Origin of the sequence: Aquiflexum sp. (assembly GCF_041751335.1) — a bacterium.
Classification (GTDB): Bacteria; Bacteroidota; Bacteroidia; order Cytophagales; family Cyclobacteriaceae; genus Aquiflexum.
This window is the reverse complement of sequence record NZ_JBGSXS010000332.1, coordinates 17,951-29,337: the sequence shown is the minus strand read 5'-3', so window position 1 is coordinate 29,337 and position 11,387 is coordinate 17,951. Positions and strand designations below refer to the sequence as shown.

13 protein-coding genes are annotated in these 11,387 nt (G+C 38.4%); 1 reads left to right on the top strand and 12 read right to left on the bottom strand.

The window, feature by feature from the left end; translation table 11 throughout:
- The 8 genes from ACEW8U_RS18735 to ACEW8U_RS18700 form a co-directional block, all read right to left on the bottom strand.
- Positions 1–670 (bottom strand): phosphotriesterase (locus ACEW8U_RS18735; RefSeq protein ID WP_373523584.1); only part of this gene is annotated, 670 nt, incomplete at its 3' end.
- 324 nt (positions 671–994) lie between these two features.
- A complete protein-coding gene (locus ACEW8U_RS18730; RefSeq protein ID WP_373523583.1) occupies positions 995–2,002 on the bottom strand; it encodes a ligase-associated DNA damage response exonuclease in 1,008 nt (335 codons plus the stop codon).
- Positions 2,003–2,105: 103 nt separating this feature from the next.
- Positions 2,106–2,738 carry a flavin reductase family protein gene (locus ACEW8U_RS18725; RefSeq protein WP_373523582.1) on the bottom strand — a complete coding sequence of 211 codons (633 nt, stop codon included), beginning with the start codon at positions 2,736–2,738 and terminating at the stop codon, positions 2,106–2,108.
- Positions 2,735–3,178 (bottom strand): hypothetical protein, encoded by a 444-nt coding sequence (locus tag ACEW8U_RS18720; protein ID WP_373523581.1) that lies wholly within the window; start codon positions 3,176–3,178, stop codon positions 2,735–2,737. The genes ACEW8U_RS18725 and ACEW8U_RS18720 overlap by 4 nt, the downstream gene beginning before the upstream one ends.
- A gap of 12 nt (positions 3,179–3,190) precedes the next feature.
- Positions 3,191–3,454 (bottom strand): hypothetical protein, encoded by a 264-nt coding sequence (locus ACEW8U_RS18715; protein WP_373492871.1) that lies wholly within the window; start codon positions 3,452–3,454, stop codon positions 3,191–3,193.
- Positions 3,455–3,541: 87 nt separating this feature from the next.
- Entirely contained in the window at positions 3,542–4,222 is a 681-nt protein-coding gene (locus tag ACEW8U_RS18710) for an SDR family NAD(P)-dependent oxidoreductase (RefSeq protein WP_373523580.1), read from the bottom strand.
- 210 nt (positions 4,223–4,432) lie between these two features.
- Positions 4,433–5,128 (bottom strand): GTP cyclohydrolase I FolE, encoded by a 696-nt coding sequence (gene folE / locus ACEW8U_RS18705; RefSeq protein ID WP_373523579.1) that lies wholly within the window; start codon positions 5,126–5,128, stop codon positions 4,433–4,435.
- Positions 5,088–5,498 (bottom strand): 6-pyruvoyl tetrahydropterin synthase family protein, encoded by a 411-nt coding sequence (locus ACEW8U_RS18700; protein WP_373523578.1) that lies wholly within the window; start codon positions 5,496–5,498, stop codon positions 5,088–5,090. Before ACEW8U_RS18700 ends, folE begins: the two co-directional genes overlap by 41 nt.
- A 292-nt stretch (positions 5,499–5,790) precedes the next feature.
- Here ACEW8U_RS18700 and ACEW8U_RS18695 point away from each other — a divergent pair, with 292 nt between their 5' ends.
- Positions 5,791–6,501: a murein L,D-transpeptidase catalytic domain family protein gene (locus ACEW8U_RS18695; RefSeq protein WP_373523577.1), complete on the top strand. Its 711-nt coding sequence runs from the start codon at positions 5,791–5,793 to the stop codon at positions 6,499–6,501.
- Between the two features lie 7 nt (positions 6,502–6,508).
- Here the strand turns inward: ACEW8U_RS18695 and ACEW8U_RS18690 are convergent, their stop codons facing one another.
- Genes ACEW8U_RS18690 through ACEW8U_RS18675 form a run of 4 tightly spaced genes read right to left on the bottom strand, consistent with a single transcriptional unit; the run spans position 6,509 to position 11,153 of the window.
- Complete coding sequence (locus ACEW8U_RS18690; protein WP_373523576.1) at positions 6,509–8,182, bottom strand: murein L,D-transpeptidase; 1,674 nt, start codon at positions 8,180–8,182, stop codon at positions 6,509–6,511.
- Positions 8,183–8,211: 29 nt separating this feature from the next.
- The gene (gene kdsA, locus ACEW8U_RS18685) at positions 8,212–9,057 is read right to left on the bottom strand and encodes a 3-deoxy-8-phosphooctulonate synthase (protein ID WP_373523575.1); all 846 of its coding nucleotides are present in this window, start codon (positions 9,055–9,057) and stop codon (positions 8,212–8,214) included.
- Position 9,058: 1 nt separating this feature from the next.
- Positions 9,059–9,610, bottom strand: coding sequence for a KdsC family phosphatase (locus ACEW8U_RS18680; RefSeq protein WP_373523574.1), 552 nt, complete (start codon positions 9,608–9,610; stop codon positions 9,059–9,061).
- A 1-nt stretch (position 9,611) separates the two neighbouring features.
- Positions 9,612–11,153 (bottom strand): bifunctional GNAT family N-acetyltransferase/carbon-nitrogen hydrolase family protein, encoded by a 1,542-nt coding sequence (locus tag ACEW8U_RS18675; protein WP_194976914.1) that lies wholly within the window; start codon positions 11,151–11,153, stop codon positions 9,612–9,614.
- Between the last annotated feature and the right edge of the window lie 234 nt (positions 11,154–11,387).

Below are 11,387 nucleotides of genomic sequence, written 5' to 3'. Positions count from 1 at the left end.
CCCAGACAAAATTGCTGACATCCACCTCGGAATCCATCAAAACATCAATTTCCGCTTTTGCAGTATTCCATGGTCCCGTATGCGACACGATCAACAAACCTGTTTCCAAATGGGTAATGGCCGCAGCCTGTACTAGCTTCTTGTCCATTTCAGAAAGCTGGGCTCTATCATTGACAGAGATCTTAATAAAACCCGGAATAATCCCGGTATCCTCAATTCCTTCTTCAAATTCCCGTATCCACCTCTCGGCCAATTCTTCGGCTGATTCAGAAAAGGCATGTTCAGGCAGGTATTTCCCCCCAACTGCACCGTAATATCCTGTGTTGGTGATGAACCGGATTCCTGTCAGATCAGTCAGCTTTTGAAGCAGTATAGGATCTTTCCCCAGATAGCTTGGGGTGCATTCGATGATAGTTTTTACCCCTTTTGATTTGATCTCCTCCAAAAATGGAAGCACCCGCTGTACCACAGAATCTTTGTCCCATCGGTGATATCCCGTGGAATCGGCTCCGATAAAATCCACCAGAATATGCTCATGGATCAAGGTCAAACCCATTTCATCGGGACTGATTTTTCCGGAGACAGTTTGGATGTAGGAAGATGCTGACTTTTGCTCAGTACAGGACAAAATGATGAAAATAAGCATGAGGGTGATGATGTTTCTTTTCATATTCTTTGTGGTAAGGTGGAAAATGAAATTAAGGATAATTTTTTCAGCTTTGTCAATTTAAATTGACAAAAAGTTAAGACATACCTATTTTTGATAGTCCCTTTAGGGACATTATATAGGTAGAAAAAACGATTAATGATAGGTATTTGTGCCTTTAGGTACAAAATATATTCCGTACCTAAAAGCACTGCAGATTAATTTGCAAGTTCAAATTTTACCAATATTTTGTCCCTAAAGGGACGGAATCGAAATCTTTATCTTGAACTCGATTTAAAATCAGCAATTATTCAAATTGCTTCAAAATGTTATTTTTTTTAAGAGATTTTAATCCACCGCTTCACTCCCATTCTCCCCTTCAAAAAGTGTTTCCAATTCCACTGCCTGAATTTTCTCTACTTCTTCCAGATACCTGCTAAAAACCGCAGTACTTCCGTTGGTGAGGTAAACTTTTTCTGCTTCGGTTGACTTGATGGCTGAAACTAATCCTTCCCAATCCGCATGGTCAGAGAGTACAAATCCGGCATCAGCAGCCCGTCTGCGTCTTGCACCTCGGATATTCATCCAACCTGAACATATCCCCGTCCGGTAAGGTGAAAACTTTTTCATCCACGGACTTCCCATTGCGGAAGGCGGGGCAATGATCAATGCACCTTTAAACCTGCTTTTGGGTATTTCCTGCGTCACTTTTGGAATATCTATGATTTTTACCCCATTGGCTATCAAAGCCTGATTGGTGTTCCAAACAGCCCCATGGGCAAATACCTCCCCTATCGAATAATCTAGGTGATTGATAATACGCTGGGCTTTTCCCAATGAATAGGCAAATACCACTGAATTGCGTCCCTGTTCTGTATTTTTTTTCCACCAATCGTTCAGGCTTTCAAAAATCTCCTTTTGGGACTGCCATTTATAAATGGGCATTCCAAAGGTGCACTCCGACACATATTCATGGCATTTGACAGCTTCGAAAGGAGCAGAAAGCCCATCGTCCTCAACTTTATAATCTCCGCTAACTACTACTATTTTTCCCTTATATTCCAACCTGATCTGGGAAGATCCCGGGATATGTCCTGCTGGATGAAGAGAGACTTGTACACCATTGATTTGAATTGGCACATTGTAATCCATGGTTTCCAAGGAAATCTCCTGGCCCAACCTGAGCCTCATAACCTCAGCCGAATGGTGGTGGGCAAGGTAATGTTTCATCCCATACCGGGAATGGTCAGAATGGGCATGAGTAATGATCGCCTTTTCCACAGGCTTCCAAGGATCAATAAAAATATCCGCCTGAGGGCAGTATAATCCTGAAGGTGTGAGTTCTAGAAGGTTCATTTTATCGTTTTTTTATCGACTTCTATGCCAGTTGTGACCGATGTCGGATGACCTATGTGTGCCACTGAATACTGCCTACTGACCACTGAAAACTGCTGGATACCTAAAGCAATTCCTCCAGTTCCTTCCCCGGTTTTGGATAGCTTAATTTAGACAATCTTTTGCCAATATGGTATTCATCCAATCCTGAGACGGTCACTGTGCCCAATGCATTCAAATCCAGAGAGCCATCTTCCCGAAGTCCTTTTTCATCTACACGGATATGTTCGATGGCACCAATGACCATTTCTGTGCCATTTACTTTTAGAGTTTGGGTTTCTAACAATTGACATCCAACCTGTAGTGGACTTAATGATACAAAAGGCGCATAAAAACCATCAAGATAGTATTCTTCCAACCCTGTCGCCTCAAATTCAGAACCTTCATACCTGGCGGCAGTCTGATGGGCCTGTTTATAAAAATCTGGTGTTACATGATTGAGTGTGAAAAATTCCGTCTCTATGATGTTTTCCAATGTATGCCTTTCTACAGTATGAGGTCTAAACAGCACACCAACCAAAGGCGGTGATGCTCCTATGTGAAAAACCTGTGAAAAGGGTGATAAGTTGGTGATGCCTGATTTACTTTTTGTCCCGATGAGGTTAAGACTTTTGTATCCTGCTAACGAATTGATCAGATCTCTTCTAAAAAATGATTCAGCCTCCATGACAGAGGCCTTATTGAAATACTTCATCATACCAAAATCGCTTCTTCGATGGAATTGCAGTATTTGATATCAAGTAAATGAATAATATTATCCGGATTGTTTTTCATGATCTGTTCTTTGGCTATCATCACCATCTTCTCAAACCATTTTTCATCTGGAAGAATTTTTCTGTGTTTATGCAGGCCTAGTTCCAACATCTTATTTTTCCAATTGAGGAAATACCATTCCATACTGGGCTGGTGAAAAGCTCTTAAGGATCTTTTGTCGAAAATGAATTTTTCATACTTGCCATTTTCAACTATTTTTGAAATTTCACTAAAAACTTCCTTGAAATCATCAATAGGAATATAATCTGTAAGCAATTCACAAATGATCATTCCTTTTCCCTGATTGGCAAATACCTTTGCATATTTGATTTCGAACATCAGCTCGAAATTATTGAATTCTATGGCACTGGCTGTAATATTCATGATGACGATGGATTAGTGAAATGAACGGTTCTTTAAATGGTGACCATTGGTGACTTCCGCTTTAAAACTTCCCAAGTTCTCTTCAAGACGAATGGCATAGTCCAAGGTTGTTTTAATAAGTTCCTGTTGGGATTGAATCTGTTCCTTCAATCTTGCCAACTCCCTGTTCATATCTGCCAATTTGATTTCATATTCTCTTTTGAGCCTTTCCTTTTCAATTCTGGCTTTTTCCAGTTCTTCCTTGAAAATCAAAAATGATTCTGGTGGAGTCCTCATAATGTCTGTACTTTATACTTAGGGACAATACCCTAGATTTATTACACATTTAACCCATAAATTGTTTAAAAAAACATTGCTGTAAGCTTATCTGATAGCACTCATTCCACCGTCAAGATGAAGCACTTGACCTGTCATCCAGCTTGCATCTTCTGACAACAGATAAAGGGCGGCAGAAGAAATATCCTCAGGCTTGCCATATCTGCCAAGTGGATGTCGCTTATTTGAAGCTTCTTTTTTATCGTCTGACGAAAGTAACTGATTGGCTAAAGGAGTATCTGTCAAAGAAGGGGCAATTACATTTACCCGGATTTTATTAACAGACCATTCAGCAGCCAAAGATTTTGCAAGCCCTTCCACCGCTCCTTTTGCACTGGAAATAGAGGAATGAAAACCCAATCCAACTCCCACTGCAACAGTACTGAACAGAACTACTGAAGCACTGCTGGATTTCTTCAGCCCTTTCATACAATTCAGTAAAACCCTTACTGCACCCAATACATTCACATTATAATCATTTTGGAAATCTTCTATACTGAATCTATGAAAAGGTTTCAAATTGATAGTTCCGGGACAGTAAACCAAACCATCAATAACTTCTGGCAGGTTTTTTATTGTATCAAAATCCTTAGTCACATCCAATTGACTATCGCCTTCCTGACTCCTTGAATAACTGAAGACATGAGATCCTAAATTTTGTAATCTTTCTACCAAAGCTGCTCCTATTCCGGAGTTTCCTCCAATTACTACAATGTTTTTATTTTTCATTTTTTGGTTTTATTTAAATAATCAATGTGACACAAAATTGTTTTGCTAAATTATTAATCTTTACAATCTGCGGTTTAACCTACCATTTCGGATCAAAAACTTTTATTCTTTTCCAAATACTTGATGTCAACTTAAAACTAAATGCTCATCTAATTAAAAAACCGGACATTTCTGACCGGTTTGATTTGGTTTAGCTTTCAATATATATTTTTAGAGGCTAATATATTTCATCAATTCAGCCCGTGAATTTTCATCTTTTTCAAATTTTCCACTGTAGAAAGAAGTTACTGTAGAACTGTTGACGTCTTGTACTCCTCTTGTGGATACACACATGTGATGTGCATCAATGATTACAGCTACATCGTCGGTTCCAAGAGCTTCCTTGAGATCGTTTCCTATCTGCATTGTTAACCTCTCCTGAACTTGAGGCCTTTTAGCGTAGTATTGAACAATACGATTTATCTTAGATAACCCAATTACATTTCCATTTGAAATATAAGCTACATGCGCCTTACCGTAAATAGGTACGAAGTGGTGTTCACAGTTAGAGAAGAAGGTAATATCCTTTTCAACTAACATTTCATTGTATTTATACTTATTTTCAAAGAGTTTAGCATCTGGCTTGTTCTTTGGATCTAGACCGCTAAAAATTTCTTTGATATACATTTTAGCAACTCTTCTGGGTGTTCCTTTCAAACTATCATCGGATAGATCAAGTCCAAGAACGTGCATAATTTCTCTGAAATGTTTTTCAATCAACTCGATCTTAAGATCATCATCCATCTCAAATGCATCTTCTCTAAGAGGGGTTTCGAAGGATGTGCCAATATGTTCATCCCCCATCTCATCAATGATATGGGAACCATTAATTCCCATCGTATTCAACAAAATTTCTTTCTGTTTCATATAGTCGAATAATTAATTCGTGTTTTAAATCAATTTTTTTTCTTAAAATATTCCAAATAACCACAGCGATGTTTTCCGCTGTTGGGTTAAGATTTCTGAATTCATCGGTATCTAAATTTAAATTTTTGTGATCAAACTTATTCAAGACGCTTTCTTTGATTAGGTCACTTAATATTTTCATATCAAATACGTAACCTGTTTCTGGATCTACATCACCTATCAATTTTACAACCAATTCATAATTGTGACCATGAAAATTTGGATTGTTGCATTTTCCGAAGACCTTCTCATTTTTTTCATCAGTCCAACTGACATTGTGTAATCTATGGGCAGCATTGAAATGCTCCTTTCTGTATACTGCTACTTTCATGTTGTTCAAACAGACAGTTGTTGATTTTTGTTTAATTTTTTTACAAAATCTTTAAACAAATTATTTAATTTATTGACTATCAATGGTTATATGATTTTTTTTTATTTTAATTTTCGGATGAACTCAATTAAAGAGGATTAACATTCAATTAAATAAAAACAGTTCCATACCTTAATTCAACATTTTTAGCAATTTAAGGAAGTTCTGATCTTTTGTTTATAATCTTTCCTCACCGACTTGCAAATTAAGTATTTTGGAACTTTTTTTGTAATCATTTCATTACCAAATAGTAATGCGAAAAATCACCCTACTCATCACTTTATTTATTGGCAGCACATTTTCAAGTTATTTCTTGGTCAATAGTTCGCCCTCTTCGATCCTAAAAGAAAACTCATTGGAGGAACATTACATTGGTCTCATCAACTCCAATAGTTCAAATGAAAAATTTATTGTTCCAAAAACGGATATTCTCTCTTTGGGGATCAAGGGCTATCTGAAATTGAAAGAAGAAGGGAATATGTCAGAAGGAAAACCCTTAACCGTGATTGACTTTTCACTGCCTTCTACTGAGAAAAGAATGTGGATCATAGACATGGAAGATGGAGTCATTTTACACTTTGGCCATGTTTCACATGGAAGAAATTCAGGTGATCTAATGGCCCAGAAATTTTCCAACAAAAACTCTTCTTATATGAGCAGTCTTGGATTTTACTTGACAGCAGAGACCTATCAAGGAAAACACGGTTATTCATTAAGATTGGATGGACTTGAACCGGGATTCAATGACAATGCAAGAGAAAGAGCCATCGTAATTCATGGCGCAGATTACGCTAAGGAAGATTTTATCAAACAAACAGGGAGGTTGGGAAGAAGCTTAGGTTGTCCGGCCCTGCCCCAAGAGATTACAGTTGAAATTATAGATCTGATCAAAGAAAAGTCTGTGCTTTTTATTTATGGTAAAGACGACAATTACCTCAATCAATCCCAAATTTTAAACGCCTGATAATTGATCATTTCGTATTTCTTAGTGCACTGAATATCTCTGAATCACGATTATAAAAATCATGTCTAAAATAAGGATTACCTTTTCCATCAGTCCAATAAGTCAAGTATAATATTACAACGGGTATTTTTCTATCCAGCATCACAGTTTGTTCTCTAGATTGCCTCATAGCATTTCGGATTTTTTCATCAGTCCAATTACTATCAAAGGACAACAGGAACTTTGCAAGCTCAAATGGCTTTTGGATCCTGATACACCCATGACTTAAAGCCCTATCTTCTCTGGCAAAAAGACTTCTTGAGGGAGTATCATGGATATAAACACTGTATTTATTCGGAAACATAAATTTAACCAAACCCAGCGAATTTTGCTCTCCGGGTTCCTGCCTGACGATATATGGAAAACTTCGTGGGTTGACCTTTCCCCAATCAATGGTATTCGGATCCACAACAGATCCCGAGGAAGTCAGCAACCTCATGTTTTTCTTCGCAAGATATTGATGATCTCTTTTAACTGCTGGAACAATCTCATTTCGTATAATTGAAGCAGGGACTGTCCAAGTAGGGCTAAAAACTATATATGACATTTGGGAGCTGAACTGTGGAGTGGAGTGGTAGCTTTTCCCCACAATCACTTTGGAAGAGAAAATTGTATCTCTCCTTTGTATAAAATCCAACTGGAAGTTAGCTGTATTTACCAAAATCAGTTCAAGGTCTTTGATACTGTCAGGAAGCCATCTTAGCCTTTCCAAATTAACAGATGCAGTTGTAATCAGATCCTCGGGAGTCATATTTGCCGCTCGGATTGTTCCCTGTCCTATTACGCCATCGGGTTCCATGCCATGGCGCTTTTGTAGAATTCTAATTCCCGACTCCATAATACTGTCATAAGTCTTTTCCCCTTCAGTCACGTACGGTTGCAAAAACCCCCAGAAATATAGTCTATTTCTGATTTCAGGAATGATATTGTCCGATTCTCCAAGTTTTACTGACTTATTTGTTTTTAAAGATTTCCAAGATCCTTGTTGCTCCTTTTCAAATCTATTTTGATCATCAAACAACTGCCTTAAACCATCCCTCATTCTTTTATAGATGACAAATGAAGGATAAATTTCCTCAAAACTTTTTCGAATGCTCCCATTGGCCAATGCTGATTCCAATCTAAGGTCTATCCTTAGTTCAGGAGAACTTCTTTGGATATTCCATGTGGTTTTAAGGCTTTCTGGGTCTACTTTACCCATATTCAAATGGGAGGATAACATGACGTAGGCATCTGTCAAAAGTACATCAATCGCAGCCAAATCTGAATTGGATACTTTTCGTCCAGCCTTAAATGTGGTTTCAATTTTATCAAAATAAAAATTGATAGAGGCAAGATGATAATCTTCCGGCATCAGGCCATCATATTTGGCTTGTCCTAATTCATATCGCATTTCATAGGCAATTTCAAGCAATTTGGCATCTTTTGTCCAAGCAGGCCTAAAGTTCCTCTCACCGTAAAATCGGTGCATAACCACCGAACTGAATAATCCTTCTCCCCCTACAGCAGGCTTTTCCTCTGGACTTGTGATTTCCAAAAATACCCTGATGATAGAGGGGATACCATTTTCAACAATTACCTCCTGTGAATTGGCAGGAATTAAAATAAAAATGGTTAAAATGAAGATCAGTAAAATTTTCATAGGTAATTTATCTATCCAATTCATAAATATCAAACCTCAAAATCCTGATATTTTTGACCTAGAGTCCATGATTCCAAAAGCATGGTTAAAAAACCATCCATTTTATGTAAAGGAATCAAATTAGGACCGTCACTCAAAGCTTTGGCGGGCTCAGGGTGAGTTTCAATAAAAAAACCATCAATACCTGTAGCTGCCGCAGCCCTGGCCAAGAAAGGTGCAAATTCTCTTTGTCCACCACTACTGCCTGCCATTCCTCCCGGCTGCTGTACACTGTGCGTGATATCAAATACCACGGGCGCAAATTGCCTCATGATGGGCAATCCTCTCATATCTACCACCAAATTATGGTAGCCAAGGCTGAAACCTCTTTCTGTCAAACAAACATTATTATTGCCAGTAGACCTTACTTTAGAAACGGCATATTGCATGTCTTCCGGAGCCATAAACTGACCCCTTTTGATTTTAACAGCCTTTCCAGTCTCTCCAGCGGCCAACAAAAGATCTGTCTGTCGGCACAAAAACGCCGGGATTTGAAGTACATCTACAACTTCTGACACCTCAGCAGCCTGATAGCTTTCATGAATATCTGTCACCAATGGGACTTGCAGTTCTTTTCCAACTCTTTGAAGGACTTCAAGTGATTTATCCATTCCGATACTGCGAAATGAAGATGATGAAGTCCTGTTTGCTTTGTCAAAGGAAGCTTTGAAAACATAGGAAAATCCCAACCGATTTGCTATTTCCTTGACCTTACTGCCGATTTCCATACAAATATCAAAACTTTCGACAGCACAGGGACCGGCAAACAAAACGGGTTTTCCGTTGCCAAGAACTATATGTTCCGTAATATGCATGGGAATGTTAGATCTTTTCATCTTATTGATTGATATACTTATTGATTATTGGGGACAATAATCCCTTGGAATGTAAAATTAAATCTGCAACTTCTCTGAACACTCCTTGCCCTCCTTGAAGAGATGAGATGAAATCAACATGTTCAGAAACATAGGGGAGGGCATCAGCAGGGCAAGCTGAAAACCCCACTTTTTGCAGAATAGGCAAATCAATCAGGTCGTCTCCAATATAGGCGACTTCTTCCAAATTGATTTCGAGAACTTCCAAGACTTCCTTGAGTTTTTGGGATTTATCTCTGACACCATGGTAATGAAAATCAAAACGGAGTTCTTCACATCTATTTTCAACAACTTTGGAATTCCTGCCCGTGATAGCACCTATCAGGATGCCGTTTTTCCGTAACGGGTCTACAATAAAGCCATCTTTAACATTAAATCTTTTGTATTCCATTCCGCCATCATCATAAATGATTCCTCCATCTGTCAAAACACCATCCACATCGGTTATGATCAATTTTATCTTTTCAGCCTTTTGGTTTAGGGTATCTGATACTCCTTTAAGGTAGTTGTTCATTTTATTTCTTTTTCTTCCATTGAATAGAATACAAATCCAACCTACGCTGGTCTAGATTCCTGACACTTCCCGCTTTTCTTTGTTTGGTTAAAAGATCCAAATCCACATCCGCTACAATGGTCGTCTCCGCGTTTTCTGCAGCCTGTGCCACAGTGGCGTCATGAGGAAAGGAAAAATCAGAAGGAGAATATATCGCAGATTGAGAATATTGGATATCCATATTTTCAACGCGGGGAAGGTTACCAACAGAACCGGTAATGGCGACATAACATTCGTTTTCTACTGCCCTTGCTTTGGCACAGGTATTCACCCTTAAGAAAGCATTTTTTGTATCGGTCCAATAGGGCACAAAAAGAATATCCATTTCCTGTTCGGCCAAAATCCTGCCCAGTTCCGGAAATTCGACATCATAGCATATCAGGATTCCGATTTTACCAGCATCCGTGTCAAATACTTTTATGCCATTACCACCTTGAAGACCCCAATAGGATTGCTCATCCGGGGTGATATGCAATTTATACTGTTTATCTGTGGTACCATCTCTGCGGCAGAGGTAACTGACATTTCGAAGTTTTTTCCCATCATATTCAGGCATACTTCCGGCAATGATATTGACATTGTATGAAAGTGCCAGATCGCTCATCCTACTGACGATTTCATCTGTGTAGTCTGCAAGATTCCGAATGGCTTCTGAGGCATCCATATCATTGAATTCAGCCAACAACGGTGCATTGAAAAATTCAGGTAACAAACAGAAGTCTGATTTGTATCCTGAAACGGTATCCACAAAGAATTCGACTTGCTGCATCAGGTCATCGACACTGTTAAACCGTCGCATTTTCCACTGTACCAGCCCCAATCTGACAATGGACTTTTTATTGCCTATGAGTTTTTCATCTTTCTCATAATAAATATTGATCCATTCCAAGAGCGTGGCGTATGCTCTAGAGTCTGTGTCTTCAGGAAGGTATTTGGTGATTACTTTTCTTACGTGAAATTCATTCGCCAATTGAAATGACAATACAGGATCAAAAATCTCCTTGCTTTTCACCATGTCAATGTATTTCCGTGGGGTCATCTGATCGGCATATTTGGAATATCCCGGAATCCTTCCCCCGGCAATAATGGAACGGAGGTTCAGGTTTTCACAAAGCTCTTTTCTGGCATCATACAATCTCCTACCAATACGCATTCCTCTGTATTCTTTATCTACGAACACATCTGTTCCGTACAGGGTATCTCCATCATCATCGTGGGTATCAAATTTCCCAAATCCAGTAATTTGATCATACGTATGGTTATCACCAAATCTGGTATAATCCACGATAAGGCTCAATGCGGCGGCTACTACTTTTCCATTATCCTCAATACAAATTTGTCCCTCTGGGAACACTTTGAGTTGGTTTTTTAATTCTTGTCGGGTCCAAGCCCCACCTTGATCTTTATATATTGCGACCATGATTTCACGGATGTCATCATAATCAGAAAGTTTAATATTTCGGAGCTTAAGCCTGTGCTCCAGTTCATCTCTTTGCTTACTCATGTCACAAAATTAACCAAAATTCAATCAATTATTTTAAATCCTGCATTTTTGAATTTCAAAACAAAACTATCTACCGTTTTTCAAACAAAAGTCTAATCATAACTATTATTATGCCACAGATAGTTTAATTTAGCCAATATTATTACAAAGTTTTTGGGTATTGGTATAGGAAAGTAAAATAAAAAATAAAGTGGACAGATTCTTCGAATTGCTTAACGACTTAATAAATTACAG

Coding starts and splice junctions, on each gene's coding strand:
- ACEW8U_RS18730 (WP_373523583.1), bottom strand. CDS start 2,002: ATGAACCTTCTAGAACTCACACCTTCAGGATTATACTGCCCTCAGGCG.
- ACEW8U_RS18725 (WP_373523582.1), bottom strand. CDS start 2,738: ATGATGAAGTATTTCAATAAGGCCTCTGTCATGGAGGCTGAATCATTT.
- ACEW8U_RS18720 (WP_373523581.1), bottom strand. CDS start 3,178: ATGAATATTACAGCCAGTGCCATAGAATTCAATAATTTCGAGCTGATG.
- ACEW8U_RS18715 (WP_373492871.1), bottom strand. CDS start 3,454: ATGAGGACTCCACCAGAATCATTTTTGATTTTCAAGGAAGAACTGGAA.
- ACEW8U_RS18710 (WP_373523580.1), bottom strand. CDS start 4,222: ATGAAAAATAAAAACATTGTAGTAATTGGAGGAAACTCCGGAATAGGA.
- folE (WP_373523579.1), bottom strand. CDS start 5,128: ATGAAACAGAAAGAAATTTTGTTGAATACGATGGGAATTAATGGTTCC.
- ACEW8U_RS18700 (WP_373523578.1), bottom strand. CDS start 5,498: ATGAAAGTAGCAGTATACAGAAAGGAGCATTTCAATGCTGCCCATAGA.
- ACEW8U_RS18695 (WP_373523577.1), top strand. CDS start 5,791: ATGCGAAAAATCACCCTACTCATCACTTTATTTATTGGCAGCACATTT.
- ACEW8U_RS18690 (WP_373523576.1), bottom strand. CDS start 8,182: ATGAAAATTTTACTGATCTTCATTTTAACCATTTTTATTTTAATTCCT.
- kdsA (WP_373523575.1), bottom strand. CDS start 9,057: ATGAAAAGATCTAACATTCCCATGCATATTACGGAACATATAGTTCTT.
- ACEW8U_RS18680 (WP_373523574.1), bottom strand. CDS start 9,610: ATGAACAACTACCTTAAAGGAGTATCAGATACCCTAAACCAAAAGGCT.
- ACEW8U_RS18675 (WP_194976914.1), bottom strand. CDS start 11,153: ATGAGTAAGCAAAGAGATGAACTGGAGCACAGGCTTAAGCTCCGAAAT.